Source organism: Larkinella rosea, from assembly GCF_003858635.1.
Lineage (GTDB): Bacteria > Bacteroidota > Bacteroidia > Cytophagales > Spirosomataceae > Larkinella > Larkinella rosea.
In genome coordinates, this window is the sequence record NZ_RQJO01000008.1 from 938,814 (window position 1) to 963,209 (window position 24,396).

General features: G+C 51.9%; 19 protein-coding genes. 7 read left to right on the top strand and 12 right to left on the bottom strand.

The features are described from left to right. Positions 1–13 precede the first annotated feature (13 nt). Positions 14–1,126 (top strand): GDP-mannose 4,6-dehydratase, encoded by a 1,113-nt coding sequence (gene gmd / locus EHT25_RS12565; protein WP_124874949.1) that lies wholly within the window; start codon positions 14–16, stop codon positions 1,124–1,126. A 106-nt stretch (positions 1,127–1,232) separates the two neighbouring features. Here the strand turns inward: gmd and EHT25_RS12570 are convergent, their stop codons facing one another. The 5 genes from EHT25_RS12570 to EHT25_RS12590 form a co-directional block, all read right to left on the bottom strand. Then, entirely contained in the window at positions 1,233–2,765 is a 1,533-nt protein-coding gene (locus EHT25_RS12570; protein ID WP_124874951.1) for a Do family serine endopeptidase, read from the bottom strand. A 388-nt stretch (positions 2,766–3,153) separates the two neighbouring features. Beyond that, a complete protein-coding gene (locus EHT25_RS12575; RefSeq protein WP_229311511.1) occupies positions 3,154–5,796 on the bottom strand; it encodes an ABC transporter permease in 2,643 nt (880 codons plus the stop codon). A gap of 188 nt (positions 5,797–5,984) precedes the next feature. Continuing rightward, positions 5,985–6,761 (bottom strand): ribonuclease III, encoded by a 777-nt coding sequence (gene rnc / locus EHT25_RS12580; protein ID WP_124874953.1) that lies wholly within the window; start codon positions 6,759–6,761, stop codon positions 5,985–5,987. A gap of 9 nt (positions 6,762–6,770) precedes the next feature. Further along, entirely contained in the window at positions 6,771–8,024 is a 1,254-nt protein-coding gene (gene fabF, locus EHT25_RS12585; protein WP_124874955.1) for a beta-ketoacyl-ACP synthase II, read from the bottom strand. 23 nt (positions 8,025–8,047) lie between these two features. Further along, the gene (locus tag EHT25_RS12590; protein ID WP_038121612.1) at positions 8,048–8,284 is read right to left on the bottom strand and encodes an acyl carrier protein; all 237 of its coding nucleotides are present in this window, start codon (positions 8,282–8,284) and stop codon (positions 8,048–8,050) included. Between the two features lie 404 nt (positions 8,285–8,688). Between EHT25_RS12590 and kdsA the strand changes: the two genes are divergently transcribed. The 3 genes from kdsA to EHT25_RS12605 all read left to right on the top strand — a co-directional run bounded on the left by kdsA (position 8,689) and on the right by EHT25_RS12605 (position 11,645). After that, entirely contained in the window at positions 8,689–9,498 is an 810-nt protein-coding gene (kdsA, locus tag EHT25_RS12595) for a 3-deoxy-8-phosphooctulonate synthase (RefSeq protein WP_124874957.1), read from the top strand. Positions 9,499–9,550: 52 nt separating this feature from the next. Continuing rightward, on the top strand, positions 9,551–10,387 hold the full coding sequence (gene kduI, locus EHT25_RS12600) for a 5-dehydro-4-deoxy-D-glucuronate isomerase (RefSeq protein WP_374756159.1): 837 nt from the start codon (positions 9,551–9,553) through the stop codon (positions 10,385–10,387). Between the two features lie 235 nt (positions 10,388–10,622). Then, positions 10,623–11,645, top strand: coding sequence for a phytanoyl-CoA dioxygenase family protein (locus EHT25_RS12605; RefSeq protein WP_124874959.1), 1,023 nt, complete (start codon positions 10,623–10,625; stop codon positions 11,643–11,645). A gap of 100 nt (positions 11,646–11,745) precedes the next feature. Here EHT25_RS12605 and EHT25_RS12610 read toward each other — a convergent pair whose 3' ends face one another. The 3 genes from EHT25_RS12610 to EHT25_RS12620 all read right to left on the bottom strand — a co-directional run bounded on the left by EHT25_RS12610 (position 11,746) and on the right by EHT25_RS12620 (position 15,696). Continuing rightward, complete coding sequence (locus EHT25_RS12610; protein ID WP_124874961.1) at positions 11,746–12,501, bottom strand: head GIN domain-containing protein; 756 nt, start codon at positions 12,499–12,501, stop codon at positions 11,746–11,748. A 175-nt stretch (positions 12,502–12,676) separates the two neighbouring features. Further along, entirely contained in the window at positions 12,677–15,235 is a 2,559-nt protein-coding gene (locus EHT25_RS12615; RefSeq protein ID WP_124874963.1) for a PspC domain-containing protein, read from the bottom strand. A gap of 38 nt (positions 15,236–15,273) precedes the next feature. Next, on the bottom strand, positions 15,274–15,696 hold the full coding sequence (locus EHT25_RS12620; protein WP_124874965.1) for a PadR family transcriptional regulator: 423 nt from the start codon (positions 15,694–15,696) through the stop codon (positions 15,274–15,276). A gap of 296 nt (positions 15,697–15,992) precedes the next feature. Between EHT25_RS12620 and porU2 the strand changes: the two genes are divergently transcribed. Continuing rightward, positions 15,993–19,358, top strand: coding sequence for a putative type IX secretion system sortase PorU2 (gene porU2, locus EHT25_RS12625; protein WP_185731350.1), 3,366 nt, complete (start codon positions 15,993–15,995; stop codon positions 19,356–19,358). On the opposite strand, the gene EHT25_RS12630 is transcribed toward porU2, so the two are convergent. The 4 genes from EHT25_RS12630 to EHT25_RS12645 all read right to left on the bottom strand — a co-directional run bounded on the left by EHT25_RS12630 (position 19,359) and on the right by EHT25_RS12645 (position 21,819). Then, positions 19,359–20,021, bottom strand: a complete 663-nt coding sequence (locus tag EHT25_RS12630) for a thiamine diphosphokinase (RefSeq protein WP_124874969.1) — start codon at positions 20,019–20,021, stop codon at positions 19,359–19,361. 75 nt (positions 20,022–20,096) lie between these two features. Beyond that, a complete protein-coding gene (locus EHT25_RS12635) occupies positions 20,097–20,726 on the bottom strand; it encodes an NTP transferase domain-containing protein (RefSeq protein WP_124874971.1) in 630 nt (209 codons plus the stop codon). Then, complete coding sequence (moaC, locus tag EHT25_RS12640) at positions 20,704–21,174, bottom strand: cyclic pyranopterin monophosphate synthase MoaC (protein ID WP_124874973.1); 471 nt, start codon at positions 21,172–21,174, stop codon at positions 20,704–20,706. Before moaC ends, EHT25_RS12635 begins: the two co-directional genes overlap by 23 nt. Before the next feature lie 60 nt (positions 21,175–21,234). Continuing rightward, entirely contained in the window at positions 21,235–21,819 is a 585-nt protein-coding gene (locus EHT25_RS12645) for a Maf family nucleotide pyrophosphatase (RefSeq protein ID WP_124874975.1), read from the bottom strand. 85 nt (positions 21,820–21,904) lie between these two features. On the opposite strand from EHT25_RS12645, the gene EHT25_RS12650 reads away from it, so the two are divergent. Beyond that, on the top strand, positions 21,905–22,432 hold the full coding sequence (locus EHT25_RS12650; protein ID WP_229311512.1) for a GNAT family N-acetyltransferase: 528 nt from the start codon (positions 21,905–21,907) through the stop codon (positions 22,430–22,432). Positions 22,433–22,436: 4 nt separating this feature from the next. Further along, positions 22,437–24,395: a BamA/TamA family outer membrane protein gene (locus tag EHT25_RS12655; RefSeq protein WP_229311513.1), complete on the top strand. Its 1,959-nt coding sequence runs from the start codon at positions 22,437–22,439 to the stop codon at positions 24,393–24,395. Position 24,396 lies beyond the last annotated feature (1 nt).

The following is a 24,396-nucleotide window of genomic DNA, read 5'->3' on the forward strand; positions in this document are numbered from 1 at the left end:
TTTGTCGAGAATTATGAAAAAAGCACTTATTACCGGAATTACCGGCCAGGACGGCGCTTATCTGGCCGAACTGCTCTTATCGAAGGGATATGAAGTTCACGGCATCAAACGCCGGAGTTCTCTCTTCAATACCCAGCGGATCGACCATATTTACGAAGATCCGCACGAAAAGCACGTCCGGTTTCGGTTACACTACGGTGATTTGTCCGACTCGACGAACATCATCCGGATTATTCAGGAAGTACAGCCGGATGAGATCTATAATCTGGGCGCGATGTCGCACGTGCGGGTGAGTTTTGAAGAACCCGAATACACGGCGCATGTCGACGGAATTGGTACATTACGAATTCTGGAAGCGGTTCGGTTACTCGGCTTGCAGGATAAAACCCGCATCTATCAGGCTTCTACGTCGGAGCTCTACGGCGGGGTGCAAGGCCACGCGCAGTCGGAAACCACGCCTTTTTACCCCCGCTCCCCGTACGCCGTCGCTAAATTATACGGCTATTGGATCACGGTCAATTACCGGGAAGCGTACGGCATGTATGCCTGCAACGGAATTCTGTTCAACCACGAATCCCCCCTGCGCGGGGAGACATTTGTAACCCGGAAAATCACGCGTGCCGTGGCCCGGATTGCGCTCGGCTTGCAGGATAAAGTGTTTATGGGAAATCTGGATGCCCAACGCGACTGGGGGCACGCCAAGGATTACGTAGAAGCCATGTGGCTGATGCTGCAGCAGGACACGCCGGAAGATTTCGTCATTGCGACCGGTAAAACCACCCACATCCGCGATTTCATCCGGATGGCCTTTGCCGAAATCGGCGTTGAACTGGAGTTCAGGGGCGAAGGCGTCAATGAGACTGGTGTGGTAGCGAAATCGACTCATCCGGACTATCAACTGGCCGTGGGAACTGAGGTGGTTTGCATCGACGAGCGGTATTTCCGCCCGACCGAAGTGGATCTGCTGCTCGGCGATCCAACCAAGGCCATGACCAAACTGGGCTGGAAACCCAAATACGATCTGGCGGCACTGGTGAAAGAAATGGTTGCCGCCGATATCGAGTTATTCCAGCGCGATCAGTTGCTGGAGAAAAGCGGTCACCGCGTGATGAATTACTTCGAGTAACCCAACCCGGTAGTCATTATTCTTTTGTCTAACCTCTGTTGTTCATAAAAAAACCGCCCGTTCCACAGAACGGGCGGTTTTTTTATGAACAACAACACACAAGTTGTTAAACCGGTACGGCGTAGTAGTACATCCGTGAGCTGTTCGGATACATCCCGATCAGCAATAGACCTTCGCCTTCTTTGGTCGTAGTCAGAGCGGTTTGCAGATCTTTCACCGAGCGAACCAGCTTGCCGTTGGCTTTCACGATGATGAAACCTTCTTCGATGTCCGTTTCTGACATTTTGCCTTCGCGAATTTTTTTCACCCGAACACCTCCATCAACGCCCAGTCGTTTGGCATCCGTCGTGGTCAGTTCTTCGAAATCGGCACCCAGCGAACCCAGGCTGGAAGAAGAATTCGAGGCCGAAATGTTATCGGATTTCTTGATGATGTCGCGTCCACCGTTGCGGTTGCGCAGTTCGACGCGGAAGTCGCGCAGGTCACCATTCCGGTTAACGGTCATCGCAATCACATCACCCGGGCGACGACGTCCGATGATTTCGCGCATCTGAGCGTCAGAATCAACCTCCTGACCTTCCATTTTCACGATGACGTCGCCTTTCTTCAAACCGGCTGTTGCCGAAGCTCCGCCGTCCACGACTTCGTTGATGTAGATACCACGGCCCACTTTCGAACCTAGTTCCTGTGCTTTCAGGCTGTTCAGTTCAACCGGGATAATGCCCAGGTAACCACGTTGTACGTTGCCGTATTTCACTAAATCAGCCGAAACTTTTTTCACCAGCGAAACCGGTACTGCAAAACCGTAACCGCTGTAATAACCCGTTGCGGAAGCGATGGCCGAGTTGATACCGACCAGTTCACCACGCAGGTTCACCAGCGCACCACCCGAATTACCGGGGTTGATGGCGGCATCGGTCTGGATAAAGGCTTCAACGGGGGCTTCCGGTTTTTCTTCATTCCGGTTGACGTTCTGATCCAGAATACCAATCCGGCGACCTTTGGCACTCACAATCCCGGCGGTAACCGTCGATTCCAGATCCAGCGGATAGCCAACTGCCAGCACCCATTCACCGAGTTTCAGCGCATCGGAATCACCGAGGGTGATGGAGGGCAGGTTTTTGGCATTCACCTGAATAACCGCCAAATCCGTCAACGGGTCCGTACCGATTACTTTTGCTTTAAAGCTCCGCTTATCGGTCAGAATAACCTCCACTTCGTCGGCACCCTGCACCACGTGGTTGTTGGTGACGATGTAGCCGTCCTGGCTGATGATCACACCCGAACCGGATGCCTGACCGCGTTGGCGTTGCGGAGCACCACCGTTACCACCCCGGCCAAATTCATCGCCGAAAAAGTCGCGGAAAATATCCGGGATCTGTTGCTGGCGGACAGTGCGGGTAATGGTCGTTTTGATGTGAACAACCGCCGGCGTGGTCGCTTCGGCAGCATACGTAAAGTCGCCCGGAGCGCCCTGGGGCCCGGTCAGTGCAGCCAACCGACCCGTGGGAGCGGGCGTTGGAGACGATTCATTGAATATAACATCCTGCTTATTCAATCCTAAGAAATTATAAGCGGCCAGGGTGACGAAGCTCGACAGCAGAGCAATAATCGCTAAAGTTTTCCAGTTGCTTTTCATGACTTGATTCTAAAATGGGTCGTTTACTGTACTATTGTTGGTACCAGTTCCCCATGATAACGAAATCTGCTTTTCCAAAAATTCGCTTTTTTAACGCAATTAACAAATTTTAACAGGCGAATGTTGGCTGGCTCGGTAAACGCGCTCCGACTGGCAGATGCCGTGCGAAAAAGCGATTTTCAACTACCCGGTTTTTGATCCGTCATCAGCGGTATGCCGACGTAGTGACAACATCCATACCAGCCCCACTGTTTACACAAATTTATGTCATTATGGCGGGAATGTTTATTCCTATTGGAATAAATAGAGTCAGATTGGCACCCGGTTTTTAAAAGTTCCGGGTGCCAATGGTCAAACTGACAAAAAATAAACGAAGACCGGGTGCGGTTTATTCCGTCCGTAGCGACTTGACCGGGTCCAGCATGGCGGCTTTGATGGCCTGGTAACTCACCGTCAGCAGGGTAATGAGCAACGCACTTAAACCGGCCACCGCAAACACCCACCACGAAATATCGGTGCGGTATTGGTAATTTTCGAGCCAGTTGTTCAGGAGGTAATAAGCCGTTGGTGTGGCAATGGCAAAGGAAATCGCGACCAGAATAACGAAATTCTGGGATAGCAATCCCCACAAATTAAAGACCGAGGCACCCAGCACTTTGCGTACGCCGATCTCTTTGACGCGCTGTTCGGCCATGAACGAAGCGAGCCCAAAAAGACCCAGACAGCTAATCAGAATGGCTAAACCGGCGAAAATCCCCGCCAGTGTACCGATGCGTTCTTCAGCCGCAAACTTGGCGGCATATTCCTGATCGACAAACTTATACTCGAACGGAACGCCGGGATTGTATTTTTTGAAAACCGCTTCAATTTTAGTCAATGCCTGGCTTGCGCTCATCACCGGATTTATTTTCAGCGTCACCAAACCGCTTTGATCTTTGTATAAATGAAAAATCGATGGGCTAATGGGGGCGTAAGGCGACTGAACAACCATGTCTTTAATGACGCCAATGATTTTGTAGGGCCTGCCATCCCACCGGATGATTTCGCCGATCGGGTTCTTAAAACCGATGTATTTGGCTGCGGTTTGGTTGATGATAAAAGCCGATGAATCCGTAGAAAATGCGGGTGAGAAATCCCGTCCGGCCACAAATTGCCAGCCGATGGTTTTTCCGTAGTCGTGCGATACTTCCACATTCGGAAAATCAACGGACAGATTCGGGTCTTTGCCTTTCCATTCAAAGCCGCCGTTGGTCGACCAGATTTCGGTGGTTGGGCTTCCCGATTTGGCCATTTCGACGACGGTTCCGGACTTCTTCAACTCGTCGCGGACAACGTTAAACTGTTTATGAAAACCGGGTGAAAGCATTTCGACCGTCACCAACCCGTTGCGGGTGTAGCCAATGGGGCGGTTTTTGGCGAACTGAATCTGGCGAAAAACGATAATGGTGCCGATAATCAACGTAATGGAAACCGTAAACTGCACCACAACCAGCACTTTGCGCGGAATGGTCGCGAACCGCCCGACCCGAAACGTGCCTTTCAACACCTTGACCGGCTGGAAAGACGACAGATAAAGCGCCGGATAACTTCCGGCAATCAGGCCGGTGAACAGGCTGAACCCCAATCCCAAAAGCCAGAATAGGGGCTGATCCCAGGGCATGGAAATTTGCTTGGCGGCCACCTCATTGAAGAGGGGCAGGACAAGATGGACCAGCGCCAGTGCTAACAGAAAACCGAAGGCCACCACCAGCAGCGACTCGCTGAAAAACTGACCGATCAATTGCGCGCGCACCGAGCCGACGGCTTTGCGGATGCCCACTTCTTTGGCGCGTTTTTCGGAACGGGCCGTCGAGAGGTTCATGAAATTGATGCAGGCCAGCAACAGGACAAAACTGCCAATCAAGCCGAAAAGCCAGACAAATTCGATGCGCCCTCCGGTACGAATTCCATTCTTAAATTCCGAGTACAAGTGCCACTGACTCATTGGATTCAGAAAAACCGCCGGTTTATACCGTAGCTCGTCTTTCCGGATATTGTCGACTTTGATGTTCTTTATTTTGGCCGAAACCTTGTCAATGTCCACGTGATCAGCCAGTTGGACAAACGTCTGGAAACAGTTACAACGCCACGGATTATCCATTTGCTTGATCCAGGGTTCCTTGATCAGATGCAATTCCCACGGAGCTACAAAGGTCATTTCGTTGAAACTTGAATTGGCGGGCAGGTCTTCGTAGACGCCCGTCACTTTGACCGCCTGATCGTTGTCAAGTTTCATGACCTGACCCATCGGATCGGTTTCTCCAAAGAATGCCCTGGCGACCGATTCAGACAGCAAAATAGACGCCGGATCGTTCAGCCCCGCCCGGTTTCCCCTGAGCATTTTCAGCGTCAGCATATCGGGCGCCTGGGGTTCGATGAACAGACCTGTTTTCGAAAATGTCTTCTCCCCAACGGTTAAAATATGGCGGCTCGTCCAGGAGGCCATCATGACATATTTGAAGTCGCTCCCGTAGCTTTTTTTCAGTTCGGCCCCCATCGGAAACGGAACCGAAACCTGCGTCCCGATGTCGCCGTTATAGGTCTGGTGCTGCATAACCTGGGCAATCCGGTCGTAATTCTGGTGGTATTTGTCGTGCGACAACTCATCATAAATCCACAAACCGATCAGCATGGCGACCACCATGCCCGTTGCCAGACCGGCGATATTGATGAACGAATAGACCTTGTTTTTGGCCAGATTCCGGAAGGCGATTTTTAGATAATTTCGTAGCATGTCAGTCGTGGCAGGAGTGGGGTATCGACTCGGTTTCCGTTTAATAGCAAAAGGCTTCATCAGACTGAATACGTCCCGAACGTAGCGCAATCGGGCTTTTCGCACACCAATCAATGGAACACGTTCGTAAAACAGTTCCTCCAGATCGCCTTCCAGTTCTTCGACCAGTTCGGGCGAGCAGAAACCATACAACAGGCGTTTGGCCCACCGGGGCGGTTGCTGCCCGTTGGGCTTAATCATCCGGTTTCGGTCATTCATCCCGTTCATTTTCAGGCATCAAGACATTAGTCCTGTAAATGTATAACAAATGGCTTGCCAACTTGAAAAAAACGCCTTTAAACGGAATCAGCTTATGTTTATTAACTGATCCTGTCCAGAAACGGACAGCCAATGTACACAAATGGACAGCCTGAAAGGAAATAAAGGAAGGAATGGAAAACCGGTCGTTAGTTGGAAACCGGTTTCATTTGCAGTTGCTCACAGGCTTTTTCAGCGGCCGATTGTTCGGCTTTTTTCTTGCTGTAGCCGCTGCCCTGCGCAAACGGTTCGTCGTTGACCGTCACCTGCGAAATGAACTCGCGGAAGTGGTTGTTCCCGCGCTCGGAAATGATGATAAACTCGACTTTTTTGCCTTCGCGCTGCGCCCACTCGATCAGGCGGCTTTTGTAGTTGGCGTTGTTGCTGATCAGCGCTTCGAGGTCGTAATGCCCGAGCAATTCTTTGAGAATAAACCGGCGGGTAAACCGAAAGCCTTTATCGAGGTAAATGGCCCCGACTAGCGCTTCGAGGGCGTCGCCGTACATCGAGGTGCGGGAAGGAACGATTCCCCGGTTACGGCTGCCGTCGTACTCGATCAGGTTTTCCAGGCCGATTTTGCGGGCAATGCCGTTCAGCGTTTCGCGATTGACGATCCGGGAGCGGATTTCGGTCAGGAAACCTTCGTCTTTGTAGGGGAATTTTTTGAAGAGAAATTCGGCAATCACCATGCCCAAAACCGCATCGCCCAGGTATTCCAGCCGTTCGTTGGATTCTTTAAATCCTTTAATGGCGGTTTCTTTCGATGCCGACGTATGCCGGAACGCAAGTTGGTATAAACCAACGTTATTCGGCGCTTCGCCAATGATGTGTTCAACGGAGCGCTTAAATTTTTTGCGTTCGCTGTTTCCAAACCGGAAAAAACTGCGAATTGGCTCGAAGAAGGTATCGGTTAAAGCGGCTTGCACGCGGCTGTTTTATGACTCAAGTTTACGAAATATAACAGAAAAATTATGACCGCCAAAACCGAATGTATTACTCAGGGCAACATTGATCGTGCGTTTCTGAGCTTCGTTGAACGTGAAATTCAGTTCCGGGTTAAATTGTTCGTCGTCGGTAAAGTGATTGATGGTGGGTGGAACAATACCGTACTTCATCGCCATCAGGCAGGCGATCGCTTCGATGGCTCCCGCAGCGCCCAGCAGGTGGCCCGTCATCGACTTGGTCGAACTGATGTTCACCTTGTAGGCATGATCGCCAAAAACCTTCTCGATGGCTACTGCTTCGCTAACGTCGCCGAGGGGGGTTGAGGTTCCATGCACATTGATATAATCGATGTCTTCCGGCCCGATCTGCGCATCGTCGAGCGCGTCCTTCATGACATTGATCGCGCCCAGTCCTTCGGGGTGGGGAGCCGTAATGTGGTAGGCATCGGACGACATGCCGCCCCCGATCAGTTCGGCGTAAATTTTGGCACCCCGCGCTTTGGCGTGTTCGTATTCTTCCAGAATGAGCGCACCGGCACCTTCGCCCAACACAAAACCGTCGCGATCCTTGTCGAACGGCCGCGAAGCGGTTTCCGGGGAATCATTCCGCTCCGAAAGCGCGCGCAGGGCATTGAAACCGCCCACACCCGCTTCGGTTACAGCCGCTTCGGAACCGCCGGAAATGGCGATGTTCAGGCGACCCAGCCGGATGAAGTTGAAGGCGTCGATCATGGCGTTGGTAGCCGACGCGCAGGCCGAAACCGTCACGTAATTGACACCATGAAAACCGTACCGAATCGAGAGCATGCCCGATGCACTGTCGGCAATCATTTTCGGAATGAAGAACGGATTGTAGCGGGGAGAGCCATCGCCGGTGGCGTAATTTTTGACTTCGTCTTCAAAGGTTTTCAGACCTCCGATTCCGGAACCCCAGATGACACCGGCTTTATTTAAATCGAGCTGCGTAAGGTCGAGCCCGGCATCCTTTACGGCTTCGTCGGCTACAATGAGCGCGTACTGGGCGAAAGGATCCATTTTACGAGCGTCCTGACGAGGAATGAACTGGTTGATATCCAAATTCTTAACTTCGCAGGCGAATTTTGTCCGAAATTTTTCGGCATTAAATTTAGTAATCGGACCGGCGCCACTTACACCGGCAGATAAGCCGCTCCAGAACTCTTGTACTGTGTTACCAATCGGCGTAAGAGCGCCCAGGCCGGTGATTACTACTCGTTTAAAAGGCATAGAATGAACTACAAATGAAAAGCTTATTTCACATTCTCTTCCAGATACGTGATGGCTTGCCCAACCGTACCGATGTTTTCCGCCTGATCGTCCGGAATCGAGATGTTAAACTCTTTTTCAAATTCCATAATCAGTTCAACTGTGTCGAGCGAATCAGCGCCCAGATCGTTGGTGAAGCTGGCTTCCGGCGTTACCTCCGATTCCTCAACACCCAGTTTTTCAACAATGATTGCTTTTACTTTGTCTGCAATTTCTGACATTTCGGTATGCGTTTGGGGTTCTAAAAACTGTGCAAAGAAAGAGATTAAAAACAGTATTGTCAAATAATTTTTTCTATCGAAAATCGTTTAAAAGGGCTTGGTTTTTTTTGTAAAAAGACAGATTAACAGCTTATTACAAAATAAAAATCTATTTACCAACTCATCCGCCTTATCCGCAGCGGTTCATTCGATAAGCAGCCAAATAAAGCCCCACTTATTTATCCGAATGCTGCCCCCAGATGGCTGACTGACAATAAACGGCTTAATTTTATCATCCACTAACGGGAACGACGGATTAACCTTCTAAAAACCCTAAAAGTTATTTTGAAGCCCCGTTTTTCCAGATTTGGCATACTCAAGATGAGCCAATTATGTAGTTTTGTGCGAAAATTTTACAACCGACTGTGAACATTCCCAAATTGAAACATAAAGATTCCGGCAATTTCTTTCTGATTGCCGGACCGTGTGCTATTGAAAGCCGCGCGATGGCGCTGGAGATTGCCGCAAAACTGGTCGATATCACGAATCGTCTGGAAATTCCGTTTCTGTTTAAAGGATCTTATCGCAAGGCAAACCGCACCAAACTGAATTCATTTACCGGTATTGGTGATAGAGCTGCGCTGGAAATTCTGAAGGAAGTGGGCGAGACGTTCGACGTTCCGACGGTTACGGATTTTCACGAATCAGACGAAGCCGCAATGGCCGCGCACTACGTGGATGTGTTGCAAATTCCGGCTTTTTTGTGCCGCCAGACCGATATGCTCACCGCAGCCGCCGAAACTGGAAAGGTCGTCAACATCAAAAAAGGGCAATTTATGTCCGGCGATTCGATGGCGTTTGCGGTCGAAAAAGTGAAATCGGTGAATCCCAACGCAGCGGTTTTTCTGACCGATCGGGGCAATTCGTTCGGCTATGGCGATCTGATTGTCGATTACCGCAACCTGCCGGTGATGCAGGCCCACGGCGTGCCGGTCGTGATGGATTGCACCCACTCACTACAGCAGCCCAACCAGTCGTCGGGCGTGACGGGCGGAAAACCGGCCCTGATTGCCACGATTGCCAAAGCCGCCATTGCCGTAGGTGCCGACGGTTTGTTTATCGAAACGCATCCCAATCCGGCAGAGGCCAAATCGGATGGCGCTAATATGTTGCCGTTGAGCCAGTTGGAAGAACTGTTAACAAAACTGGTGCGCATTCGGAAAGCAATATCCTGACAGTTATCAGTAGAAACCGCCCCTTCAACGCTCTAACACGAAACAAAATCTTATGGCAATGCAGACCCGGTATACGACCAATCCCACCGATTTTAAACACTACGATACCGACCGAATCCGTCAGGATTTTCTGATCGAAAGTTTGTTTCAACCCGATTCATTTGAGTTCGTTTATTCGCATTACGACCGGATGATCGTGGGTGGAGTGATGCCGGTTCAGGGGCCACAAAGCTTGCCAACGTACGATGAACTGAAAGCCGATTTCTTTCTGCAACGGCGCGAACTGGGCATTATCAACGTCGCGGGTGACGGCTCCGTAACCGTTGATGGACAGGTGTTTGAGTTGACAAAGAAGGATTGTTTGTACGTTGGACTGGGTAGCAAAGAAGTGGTTTTTGCCAGCAACCAGCCCGATCAGCCCGCCAAATTTGCCCTGATTTCGACGCCCGCTCACCGGTCGTGTCCAACCGCCAAACTAACCTCAGCCGAAGCTTCGCCCGTCGATTTGGGCGCGCAGGAAACCGCTAACCAGCGAACGATTTATAAGTACATCCATGCCGACGGTTTGCAGAGCAGTCAGCTGGTGATGGGCCTAACGACGCTCAAACCCGGCAGTATCTGGAATACCATGCCACCCCACGTCCACGACCGCCGGATGGAAGCCTACATTTATTTCGATATTCCTGAAAATCAGCGCGTTTTTCACTTTATGGGTCACCCGCAGGAAACACGCCACCTGCTGGTTGCCAGCGATCAGGCCATTCTGTCTCCGCCCTGGTCGATTCATTCGGGGGCCGGAACGACCAGCTATTCGTTCATCTGGGCGATGGCGGGGGAAAACTATAGCTTTACGGATATGGATTTTGTTCAATTGCGCGACATTCGGTAAACAGAAACCGTCTTATCCGGTCTGGAAACTGGCGGATTCTGGAATTTGGCTCAGTATTTTAGATTGACTATAATTAAATCGTAAACTTGATTTAACGGGATTGCCTGATTATCAGTGAAGATAGCTTCTTCGCTGAATCGTTTTACTTTGGTTCAAAGTTTGCTCTAATAGAAATATACACAGATAAGGTTAACTTTGTGTACATTTTTTTTGTGTTATTTCGTCACCTGAAACTATGTCCATCGTAAACAAAGCTAGGCAGGCTTACAATAAATTGTTTCCTGCCCCTGTCCTAAAAGATTTTCCCAACGAGAATCTGCCGTGGATTGACCAGAAAAATCCGGATATTGAAGGATTTGTAAAGCGGTTTCCCAAAGCCCTTCATTTGCCCTACGATCTGACTGAGAAACTTCACTTTTGGAAGGAAAACGGTTACGTCATTCTTGAAAACGTCATTTCGGAGGATTTGATCGATGCCTACCTGGCTGATGTAGAGGAGTTGATTGAGAAACACAAGGAATACGATATCACCATCCGGATCGACCGGCCTGAGTATAACAAGCATCCGGTCATGAAAGTCCGGGATGTGCCTCGCGAAATCATTGAAGGTCAGTACATTAAGGTGATGGACTTCCACAATGCGTCGGTCGCGGGCAAGAAATTGATGCTGCACAAAGCCATCGTTTCGTTTCTGGAAGCCATCTTTAATGAGAAAGTGGTGGCCATGCAGAGCCTGACGTTCCTGTATGGCTCACAGCAGGAAACGCACCAGGATTTTCCCTACGTCGTTCCGCAGGTTCCCAGCCATTTGGCCGCTTCCTGGATCGCGCTGGAAGATGTTAAACCCGGTTCCGGCGAATTACATTACTACGTTGGCTCGCATAAAATCCCGAAATTTAACTGGGGTAACGGTATTTTTTTCAACGGAGAATCCACCAAGAACCCCACCGATTTCGGGAAGTACCTGAGTGCGGAATGCGAACGTCTGGGTCTGGAGAAAAAGACGCTCTTGCTAAAGAAAGGAGATGTCCTGATCTGGCATGCGGCTCTCGCCCACGGTGGCGAACCCATTCTGGACGATAACCTGACCCGTAAATCCTACGTCTGCCACTACTCATCGGCGCTCGGTTATTTTCGCCACCGCCATGATCTCGTCAATGAACCCGTCCGTCACAACATGAATGGCGCCGACGTATTTGCCGATCCGAAATTGACGTCCTACGAAAATTCATTCAAACGCGGAGAGAATGTCAACTGATTCTTCCGCGCATTTGCGTCCGGTTTTATAAAAAAATGCCCGCCAATCCGGCGGGCATTTTTCAAATCTACCAATCTCTATTATAACTTCATGAAGTTCGTTAATCAACGCTCTTGATCGAACTGGCTCCGGACGTATTGGAACGGATGGAAGCCGAACCGCGGTAGGTCAGGCTGCTGGCTCCGCTGGCTTCGGCATCGAGCCGGTCGGTGACGTTCATTCGGGCGCTACTCGCTCCTGACAGGTCGACGGTGGCATTTGCAACCTTCAGATCATAGGCTTTCAGGGTCGTTGCCCCCGAAACTTCTCCTTCGAGCCGTTTGGCCTGGCCGGTCAGGGTTACATTCGAAGCACCCGAAAGATCGACCATTACCCGTTCGGCGTCGACTTCAATGGTCGAAGTCGATGCGCCCGAGATATCGATGCCCAGTTCTTTGAGGTTGCGGAAACCGGTTACATCGGAGCGGGAAGCACCCGAAAACGAGACACTTCTCAGGTCCGGCATGGTCACATTGATCGTCACCCGTTGGCGGTTGCGGTTCCAGCCATTTTTGTCTTTATACCGAACCTGTAATTTATTGCTGATCACTTTGGCTTCCAGATCGTCCAGATCGCTGCTCCGTCCCGAAGCCGTAACCTTGTACCCGCTGCCGCGCGACACATGAATGATGAAGGCGCTGCCGAGGTCGAGCCGGTCGAAGTTGCTGACGTTGAAGGTACGGTTTTCATCCTGTACGCTCAGGTTACTCATAATTTCCACCAACTGACTTCCCGAAGGACTGATGGCGGCTACCGATAAAACCGCTACGGATAGCAAAAATGGCGTTAATAAGGTAAGGGCAAATGGCCTTTTCATAGCAGATGTTTTTTGAAGGATCTGCGGTAAAGATGCAACGAATCTCCAAAACGTTGCACCCACCGCGTACCCACGAACTTTAGTCCGTGATTTCTTACTGTATTGACTACCTAGTACCTCCATGCGCTTCGAATGAACCGCTTACGCGGACTAAAGTCCATGGGTACACAGTGCGTTATTCCTGATTGTGGGGACCGTTGACGCTGCTGGCTCCGCTGGTTTTGGAGTTCAGGTCGGTTACCGTACCAAACTCGGCATTGCTCGCACCTGCGGCACTCACATCCGCCCGGCCCACATTCATGGCCGTGGCATCGAGTTTACAGGCACCGGACAACTGCGCATTCAGGCTGTTGGTACGTCCCCGCAGCGTGGCTTTCGACGCACCGGTCAGATCCAGATCAATCTTGTTGGTTTTTACATCCAGCAGCGTTTTGCAGGCACCGGTCAAATCCACATCCAGGTTGTCGATGTTGTCAAAACCGCTCACGATCGACTGGGTGGCACCCGAGAAATGGATCGAGTTGACGTTCGGCATCGAGACGGTGATACCGATGCGCTTGCGGTTTTTCCATTTCAGGATTCCGGTGTCGCGGAAATCGACGTGGAGTTCGCCATTTTCGACCCGAACGCGCAGGTCATCGATGTCTTCTTCGCGGCCGTCGGCCACCACCCGGAACGTGGAATCGTGTTTGATCCGCACGGCAAAAGCACCGCCCATGTCGATTTTCGAGAAATTGGCCGCTTCAAACTGGCGGGTATATTCGCCTTTGTGGTTGAAATCGTCACCCAGTTCGTTGCGCAGTACTTCGTCGATGGCGTCGTTGGTATCGAAATCCCGTTCGTAATGATCTTCGTTCAGTTGGCGCGGGCCATTGAGCGAAACCAGTCCGTCGGCCTTCGTGAATTTCCAGATGCTGGATTTCATGCGTTCAATTTCTTCGTTCCCGAATTCGTTGCGGATGTGTCGGGCAAAGGCCTCGGTCATGCGGAACGGGCGTTCGTACGGAACATAAACGATGAGGTCGATGTCCTGATCCCGAAAACGGGCACCCGATTTGATTTCGTAGCTATCGTCAAACCGCACCAGCGAATCTTTCACGGCCCAGTTATAAATCACGGTCTTCGCATTCCGCTGGGCTTCCTGGCGGGTTGGGCCCTGCGCTTCATACCGTTTCAGGAGTTTCCAGGATGCGCCATCGATGCCTTCCAGTTCAATCGCCGTATGGAAATTACCGTTGTTATCGTCCACATCGTTGATATCGAGCGTCGGAATGGGGGCGGGAAGTTGAATGACTTCCGTCTCTTCCACCACACCGGTTCGGCTAAACTCGTTGACTATCTGCGGAATCGTTGCGGCCAGACCGACCAGTCCCAGAAACCAGATGCACAATAGCGTCAGGGAAATGCCCGTAGTGACCAGAGCGCGTTGCGAGATAATCATGATCCCCAGAATCGCTAATCCCAGACCCGGCAGAAAAACCGCTACGAAAGCCGACAGGATCATCGGGGGGGAGATTTCACGCTGGAGCATGTACGGAATTTCACTGCCGCCAAAGTGTATGCCGCGCAGCCCGAAAACCGTCCCCAGCACACCAAGCGCGGCCATCATGATCGCAAAACCGACCACCACCAGAAATACCCCGGCCAGCACCCGAACAATCGAAACCGTACCCCGGGCCAGTGGCCCCAATAAGCTGGCTAGCCCATTGAAAATCATGGCAATGATTCGAAAGGGAAACAGTAAGATTTTTGCCGCTGTACTTTCTTCGGCGGTTTCGTTGATATCAAGACTGCGCTTGATATTGCTCTCGATGTTCGAGAGCGTAATGGGCTCCCCCTGCATTTCCATCTTTTCGGTTAAGGTGTTGGCCGTTGGAGAGATGATCCAGAGAACGAGGTACGCCAGAAAACCGGTACCGAACAGAAAAATGGTCAGCACAAACAACAGCCGAACCACCCCGGCATCGGTGCCAAAATAAGCGGCAATACCCGAAGCGACTCCCCCCAGCACTTTGTCGTCCGGGTTCCGGTAAAATTTCTTGACACTTTTGTCATCTTCCAGCGTCGTGGAGCCGGGGAAGGCCACCCACATGGCGATGTACAGAACAACGGTAAAGCCGGAAAGGCCACCAAAAAACTCACCACCTCCACCCATTATACCACTGAACGGCGGCAGGGCCAGAATGAGGGTTACGAAAACCAGCCGTACCCAAACCGGGTCGATGTTGAAATAATTGGCAATCCCGGAAGCCACCCCACCGGCAATTTTCCGGCGTAAGTCGCGGTACAGTTTGCGGGGCGGCACATTGGCAGGACGCGGAGGCACGGGGCCGGTTCCGGTCGCACTCCCGGTTTTCGGGTCGCGGCTTTCTCCTGCGGGTCTGGCCGATTCAAACGTCGGTTGCGGACGGCTGGAGCCTGAACTGCCGACACCGATGCTGTCTTCTTCCTCAATCGCTTCGAAATCGGCGACGGTTCCCATCGACTGAATCAACTCGTTGACATCCTCCAGCGTAACCACCTGGCGTGGACTGGCCTGCTTTTCGGCGGCTTTGAGTTTGTTGAGGAGTTTTTCGGCAATCCGGTTTTCAATGTCGGTAATGATTTCCTGGCTGTCTTCGTAGGTCGAAAAGTAGTGTTGAATCGACGTGAGATAGCCCTTTAATTTATCGTAGCCATCCTCCTCGATGTGGAAGATCACTCCGCTTATATTTATACTTATGGTCTTTTTCATGGCAACAAAGCGTGTGAAAGAGTCGTGATGTGTTTAGGTCAGTTTTCCCCAGAAGGTGTATCGGGGCTGGTCTCAGCGGCTGGCGCGGGCGATTCTACCGTAGTCAATCCGTTGATTGCGGCCTTGTGTTTGTCGGTTTTACTGACAATCGAGTTCACCGAATCGGATAATTCCTGCCATGTATCGTTCATTCCTTTCAGAGACGCCTGGCCGGTTTCGGTCAGCAGGTAATATTTGCGCGGTGGTCCGGAGGTTGATTCCACCCATTTATAATCGAGCAACCCGGCATTCTTGAGCCGGGTGAGCAGGGGGTAGAGCGTACCTTCTACAACCATGATGCGGGCGGAAGTGAGTTCCTCCAGCATGTCGGAAGCATAAACTTCGCCCCGCGAGATGATGTGCAGGATGCAGAATTCCAGAATTCCCTTCCGCATTTGCACTTGAGCATTTTCAATATTCATATCATTGCATGACGTTTAACTAGTTGACGGTGGTGGGAGCTGATCGGGTTGTTCATTAGGTTCATGTTGTTGTTCATCAGTTGTTGTTTACTTTGTATAAGCGGTCCAATCAGCTCCTGACCTTTCCAGTTTTGATAGTTCAAAGGTACACAAAGGTACTATGCAATGCAAGGTACTTTATAAAATTGTCTGAGCCGAAATGATAAGCGGAAGAAATACCGAGATGAATGGCTGATTTGGAGGAAGTTCAGATTAATTTGTATGTTTATCCAACCGTACGTTTTATTTTCCAGGCTATGCGAACTACCGCTGTCACTTTTCTGCTCTACCTGTCGGTTATTAAATTGATTGCTCAAGCAAATAAATTTGGCAATGAATGGATTGACTATGGTCAGACCTACTACCGAATTCCGATCACCCGGACCGGTATGTATCGGTTGACAACGAGCGACTTACAGAAAGCCGGTTTGGCAACCAACTCGATCAATCCCGCGACCTTACAGCTTTTCCGGCGGGGTGTCGAGCAAGCCATTTACCTGAGCGGTGAGTCCGACAACAGACTGGATACCGGCGATTACCTTGAGTTTTTTGGAGAGCGAAACGACGGGCGGCAGGATTCGCTGCTGTATCGCCCGATGAGCGCCCAGCCGCATCCCTACTACAGCATGTATTCCGACACGGCGGCCTATTTTCTGACCTGGCGGCTGGATGGAAAACCGGGGAAACGGATGGCGGTTTTGACCGAAACCGATCCAAAAGGGCTGGCGCCGGAGCCGTACCACATCGCCGAACAGCTTACGGTTTTGACTACTGAAATTTCCAGCAACCAGGCCAACGGCGGGCCGTCGCCCTTTCCGTCGGCCAACGAACTGTTTTTTGAACCGGGCGAAGGCTACACGGGGCCGATGTTGAAAAAAGACAGCACCGTGAGCCGAACGTTTGTGCTGGACGGCTGGGTACGAACGGCCGCCCAAAAACCGGAAATGGAACTGTTGCTGAACGGCCGCGACAATACCTCGCATTTTGTCGATGTTTTTACCGGAAAAACCGCTCAGGGAACCCTGCGTTTCGAATGGTTCGACAACGCCAGACAGTCGTTTGAAATTTCTCCGACCGACATTTCTTCGACCAATGAACTAATTCTTTCGACGCGGTCGCGCGGCCCGTTTGAAACCGATCGGTATTCCGTCAGTTATTATCGCCTTCGGTATCCGCAGTCGTTCAGTTTAAAAAACCGCACCCCGCAGACTTTCAATTTATTGCCCAATCCGCAGGGGAAATCTTATATAGAATTCTCAGACGCTGCCACCAACACACTGATTTACGATCTGACCGATCCGAATCATCCGCGCCGGTTGACCGCGGTTCAGTCAGGCTCTGTGCTGAAGCTGATTGTGCCAGACACGGAAATTCCCCGCTGGTTGCTGGTTAGTCCCGAAATCCTGACACCGTCGCGACTGGAACGTACGGTTTTTCGAAAAATCGATCCGGCCAAACACAATTACCTGATCATCAGTCATGAATCCTTGATGAAACCGGTTGGAAAAATAGCCAATCCTGTAATCGAATACGCAGCTTACCGGGCGTCGGAAGCGGGTGGACGTCACGATACGCTGGTGGTGACGATGAAGCAGTTAATGAATCAATTCAGCTACGGCGAACGGACACCGCTGGCCATTCGCCGGTTTGCGGAGTATATGTTGGGCGGAAAAACCGCATCCGCCGACACGACCAACTACCTGCTCCTGATCGGGCGCGCCAACGCCTATTATCCCAATCGCACGAGTCCCGATCAGTATTACCGCGATCTGGTGCTGACAATTGGCAATGTGCCCGGTTCGGACCTGTTGCTGACGGCCGGGCTGGCGGGTTATCCCGAAAATGTACCGGCCATCCCGACCGGGCGGATCAACACCCTCAATCCGCAGGAGATTTTGAGTTACCTCGAAAAAGTGAAGGAATTTGAACGGACTCCCGCCAACGAGCCCTGGCGGAAAGACGTGCTGCACCTCAGCGGAGGGCATTCTTCCTTCGAAATGGCAACCTTCCGGCGCATTCTGGATCAGGCGGGTGAAACCGCCCGGCGGCACTATATCGGCGCAAATATGATCCTTAAAGCGAAACAAACCGACGAGCCGGTGGAGCGCGTCGACATCAGCGGAATTGTCAATTCGGGCGTTTCGATGATGACGTTTTTCGGGCATTCGTCGCCCATCGTCACCGATCTGGACTTTGGTTATGCGTCAAAACCAGCCTATGGCTATTCCAACAAAGGGCGGTATCCGCTGATGTTTTTCAACGGTTGCGGGATCGGGAATATCTTTTTTGGATCTGCCGGTAACTTGTCTACCGATTGGCTGCTGACGCCCGACAAGGGAGCGATTGCGATTCTGGCGCACAGCGGCTCGGGGTATTCGGGGCCGCTGGAAACCTATACGCGGCAGTTGTACCAGATTCTGTTTGCCGACAGCGTGTTCCTGAACAAACCCATTGGATTGATTCAGCAGGAAACCACCCGACGCGTACTGGAACGCTACAATGGTGCTTACGACATCTCCAACGCCCACCAGATGGTGTTGCAGGGTGACCCGGTTTTGCGGTTGTTTCCAGTTCAAAAACCGGATTTCATCCTGGGTTCATCGGGTGTTTTTCAGCCTGGTTCGCAAAAAGATTCCGTGCGGCTGGGCGTTGTGGTGACCAATGCCGGGCTTTTCGATGACCGGCAGCGGGTTGGTCTGGCCGTTCGGCAGCGGCTGGCCGACGGGCAAATGCGGTTTTACGGCACGAAACTGCACAACGCCATTGCGTACCGTGATACTCTTTATTACGCATTCAAACCAGATGCTGCGCAGATCGAAACGCCCGACCGGTTTGAAATTGTCGTTGATCCCGGCCAGCAAATCGACGAATCCGACGAAACTAACAACGTACTGGTTTTCGAGCTCAAAACGGGAATGGATGGCTATTCGGTTTTGTTGCCGGATTCGGGCCAGCGTTTCCCACCCGATCGATTCAATCCATTGCTCGACGTGACCTTTGATGGCGTGCTGCTGAAAAATGGCGCGCTGGTTTCGGCGAATCCGTTGATTCAGGTGGTTTTGCAGGATGAAGACCCGTACCGGATTCGCCGGGACACCATCGGGATTGATGTGTTCCTGAAAAAACCGTGTGCTACCTGCGATCTGGAACGCATCAGGTTGAACAGTCCGGACGTGAGTTGGAAACCGGCCGGGCCGGATAACCGCTTTGTGCTGGATTATCAGCCGAAAAACCTGGCCGACGGTGCCTACGTTTTGCAGGTTTACGCCACCGATGTCAGTGGCAACCGGGCCGGGCCGGAACCGTACGAGATTGAGTTTCGGGTAAAAACCGACGACAGTTTGTCGGTCGTTCGGGCAACCCCCAATCCGGTTTTGACCTTCACGCGCTTTTGGTTTACGGTTTCCGGCAAAGAGCCGCCGGGCGACGGTCAGATTCTGATTCGGAACCTGAGCGGTCAACTCGTTCGCACGATTCGGCAACCCGTGCGGATTGGCGAAAATCTGTTTCTATGGGATGGCACCGATCAGGGCGGGGGGCAACTGCCCAACGGTCTGTATCTGTTCCAGTTGGTGTTGGAAGACGGTCGCCGGAAAACCGGGAAGGTCGTTTTGAATCGCTGATTAATCCCAGCACTCCATCAGCAGCAAATCGCCGGTTCGGTATTGAATTTTGACAAAACCATCTTCGGCGGCTTCGTTGCTGCTGCCGGTGCGGTAACCTAAAGTCAGGCTTTCGTCGTTTAAATTGTACTTGAGTCCTTCGGTGATAATGCCGTCGACCGTGCCGACCGGGATGAGGGAAATCGGCGTTCCTTTCGCGTACCATTTTTCGAACGACCCGGCCAGGGGCGTAATTTTCGAATGGTCGTCGACCATGACAATCTTGATGCGGTTTTTATACCGAATGATATTCGTCACATTGGTCATCGTATGGTCGGCGCGTCGGCCCGTGGCCCAAACGATGTTGACCGCCGGAAAACCGCGTTCGATCAGAAACTCAATACCTTTATCCAGATCGGTTTTGTTCTGGTCGGGCGTATGAATGATTTCAATCGGGTATTGTCGTTCGCGAATCAGTTCAAAATCAGGCTGGTAATCGAAATCTCCCAGTAGCGCATCCACCTTAATTTCCAGATCCAGCACGCGCCAGATCGCATTGTCCAGCACCACCACGAACGGATTCCACTCGAGCAATTGCCCCAGCAGGTCCGGGTCGCAACTTTCGCCGTTGGCAATCAGCAACGCCGGTTCCTGTTTATCGCGAACGATGTGGTGGGAAGACATGGGGGAGTTATGAGTTAAGAATGATGAGTAATGGACGATGAATGGGCGGATAATTTGATTCGTAATGATTGTGGGTTAGAAGGGCTGCTTTCCGGTTTGTAAAATTTGGCGGATTAGGGCCATATCGCCGGGTGTATTGGCGTTGGTTAATTCCTGAATGTTGTCGATTTCCACCAATTCAATATCATTCGTCATTAAAATGGTTCGGGGATACGGCGTTCCGGCTTCGATCGCCCGCAAAATCGCCGGATAGACTGCCGGTTCCCAGATACAAAGGGAAGGGTCGGGAAAACGGAAATCGCTGTCCCAGATAACCGTCGCCATTTTATCCGGTTTGCGGTTTTCGACCAGTTTCCGGATCGATTGTTCGGACAACAGCGGCAAATCACAGACCACCGCCAGCCAGGCATGATGGGCGGATTGTTGCTCGAACGCCGTTAAAATACCAATCAATGGACCGGCTACCAACGCCTGGTCTTCAATCAGATTAAACCGGCTTCCGGCCAATTGGTTTGCCTGTTCCGCGTTGACTGACACAAAAACGGCGTCGCAATACGGAATCAGTAAATCATGCAGGTATTCAAACTGCGGTTTTCCGTGGTAGTCGATGGTGCTTTTGTCCACGCCCATGCGTGTGCTGCGCCCACCGGCCAGTACCAGACCCCGCAGGGGAGGAGTCGGCTCAGGCGGTTTTATGGAAATCATACTTGCCACCGGTTTTGTCTAACAACCGGGTTTCCTTGATCACAATATCGTGCGAAAACGCCTTGCACATGTCGTAAACCGTCAAAGCGGCCACCGACGCACCCACCAAAGCTTCCATTTCCACGCCGGTTTTGGCTTCAAGTGCGGTGGTGCATTCGATAATGACTTCATTTCCTTCGGCCACAATCGTAAACTTGCAACTGTCCAGACCGAGCGGATGGCAGAGCGGAATCAGGTCGGAGGTACGTTTGGCGGCCATGGTTCCGGCGATAATGGCGGTCTGAAAAACCGGTCCTTTCTTCGTCTGAATATCCTGCCCCTGTAACTGCCGCATGATCTCGTCGTTCAGCACGACAATACTCCGGGCCCGGGCCACCCGCCGGGTGACGGCCTTGTCGCCAACGTCAACCATTGACGGATTGTCTTTTGAATCTAAGTGGGAAAACATAATGAGTTAAAAGTTATGAGTGATGAGTTAAGACGGGGCCAACCGCCGGGCGGCCCCGTCTTAACTCATCACTCTTGATTCGTAATTCCGAAGGGCCTGGTAGACGCGGTGGACGGGCAGCCCCATAACCGTATAGAACGAACCTTCGATGCGCTGGATGCCGATCATGCCGATGGGTTCCTGCACGCCGTAGGCACCGGCTTTGTCGAACGGGCGGTATTGCTCGACGTAGGATTTGATTTCGTAATCGTCCAGCGGATTGAAAAAAACCGTCGCAACATCGGTGAACGAAATGATTTCTTCCGCCGAGAGCAGGCAAACGCCGGTCATGACCTGGTGCGCCCGGCCCGAAAGCCGCCGGAGCATGGCCACGGCCTCGTCGGAGTCGGCCGGTTTATTCAGAATATCGGTATCAACCACCACAATCGTATCGGCACACAGAACCAGTTGGTCGCCCAGATCGGCCCGAAATTGGTCGGCTTTCTGACGGGCCAGAAACGAAGGGACGTCGGCAACGGGCATATCCGCCGGGAAGGCTTCGTCGGTTGGTCGAACATCGACGCGGAACGTACAGCCCATTTCACGCATGAGCTGCTGGCGTCGGGGCGAATTGGATGCCAGCACCAGTGGTCGGGTCAATTGCATGGATTTGTGGAAAATTTTTCGTATACTTTAAACGCTTAACTGGAAAGAAGCATCTTTTTACCGCAAACATAACAACTAAACCGTCTTGAAAACAGACTTTCAGATTCGAACCGCTACCCCGGACGATGCCGCTGCGCTGACCGAACTGTCGATTCGGACCATGCGGGAAGCTTTTGGGCCGCCCCACAATCCGGCGGAGCTGGTGGAAGCGTATATTGAAGAAACCTTTTCGGTGGACCAGATCAGGCAGGAGTTACTGGATGCGAGAGCAACCTTTTTACTGTCGATTGGTCCGGGTCAGGAGGTGGCTGGATACGCCAAACTGCGTCGAAACCGCCCTCCCCGGCAGCTAAAAGGCCAACATGCGATCGAAATTCAGCGTTTATATGTATCGGATCGGCAAATTGGGAAAGGATTGGGGCGAAACTTGATGGAAAGTTGTCTGAATCTGGCCCGGCAGGAAGGGTATCAAACCGTCTGGCTGGGCGTGTGGGAACGAAACAAACGGGCCATTGCCTTTTATGAAAAAACCGGTTTTCAGCGGTGTGGCTGGCATTATTTCCAGTTTGGCGACGAGCGGCAGCGGGATTACTGGATGAAAAAAGAAGTTTAGTTGCGTGAAACAATTGCTACGTCGTCAGAGCCATTTCGGTAACACGCCATTCGTTCGGATGAGCTGGCTGGCCGGATTATGGCTTCTGCTGACAGTTTCGGTTTCGGTAGCGCAGAAAATTAAAATCCCCGTTCCCGACACCCGCAGCGACTCGCTCACCCTGACGGATTCGATTTCAAAAGGCATTCGGGACAGCAAACAGATTGCCCGAGACAGTTTGTTTTATACCAAACTAAAAAACCGGATGTTTAAACACCGGGTGACGCGGGAACTGCACAAGTTGCTGTTTCACGATAATTACAACAGCCGGATCAAAACCGGGGATGTTAACGAAATTGAAGTCAATCCGTTTATACAGTACCAGGGTCGGGTTATCAACAAAATTTACGTCCGGCGGCTGGGCGTTTTTGGGCCGAGTGTATACGATACGCTGCGCCGACCACGAAGCTGGCTGGAACGGACCGCTAACCAGCTTCACGCGGATACGCGCGAGGGCGTCATCCGGCGGTCGTTTCTGCTGTTCGAAGAGGGCGACCGCGTCAGCCCGGATACGTTACGCGACAACGAACGGTTGCTGCGGAGCTCCAATGTGTTTCACGATGCCCGGATCATTGTGGTGCCGCACGGCAATAGCCACGGTTTTGTCGATGTCTACGTCATTACGCAGGACGTCTGGTCGCTGCTGCCGTCGGGAAGCGTGGGCGCTTTAAACCGGTTTGACCTGCGGCTTGAGCAGCGAAACTTTCGGGGCCTTGCGCATACGTTTAGTAATCAGGTGTCCTATAACGGCACGGATCCTTTTCAGAAACTCGAATACCGGGGGCGGTATATCATTCCATACATCGGTAAAACCTTTTTCACGGGCCAGGCCGATCTGGTGCAGACCCGGGATCTGAAACAATATTCCCTCCGGTTTTATCGCCCGTTTCTGACACCGGATACGAAATGGGCCGGTTCGGCCGAACTGAGCTACAACCGCTTTCCCCGCTACGTGGTTTTTTCGGAAGATACGGCGCGGCTCACCCGACTGGGCTACTATTACAACGACATCTGGGCGGGTTATGCCTTCAAACCCTTTTTCAGTTTTCTGGGTGAAGGCGACGACCGGACGCGGCTGGTCGTCGCGGCCCGGTTTACACGACTGGCCTTTACCAGCCGACCGGAGGTGCGGGCCGATACCAATCAATTGTTCCAGAATACCAATGCGACCCTCTTCAGCATCGGTTTGTCGCGCCGTCGCTACGTCCGCGACGTGTTGATCTACGGTTTTGGACGAACAGAGGACGTTCCGTACGGGAGCCTGGCGTCGATTGTGGCAGGCTACGACAACGCCGAACTGGGCCAACGTAAGTACCTGGGATTCAAATATTCGAAAGCCCATTACCTGGAGTCGTTTGGCTATTTGTACGGTGCGTTGAGTATCGGGAGTTACCTGCGCAGCAAGACCCAGGTTGAGCAGGGCGTTCTGACGCTGGAATCGAGTTATTTTACGCCCCTTCGAACGACGAACTGGGGTAACTGGCGGCATTTCATCAACTTCCGGTATACGATGGGCGCTGAGCGGTTTACGAATGAGTACATTACGCTTAGTGGCCGCGACCGGCTTGGCATCAACAACGACAATTTGCGTGGTACCCGGTTGTTGCTCACCAACATCGAAAACCTGCTTTTTTCACGGCTGAATATTGTCGGTTTTCGGGTGGCTATTGTCACCTTCGCCAACCTGGGTCTGGTGAGTTACCAGACCCGAAAATTATTTCAGGGGCCTTTGTATCAGGGGTATGGCGTGGCTTTCCGGCTGCGGAACGAAAACCTGACGTTCAACAGTTTTCAGATACGGATTGCCTGGTATCCGAATATTCCGGGCAATGCCGCCCCCTTCCGACCCGCCTTTGAAGGTGTTCCCACGGCCCGTTTCCGCGACTTTGACACCTCCGCTCCGGAAATTATTCCATACCGCTGAA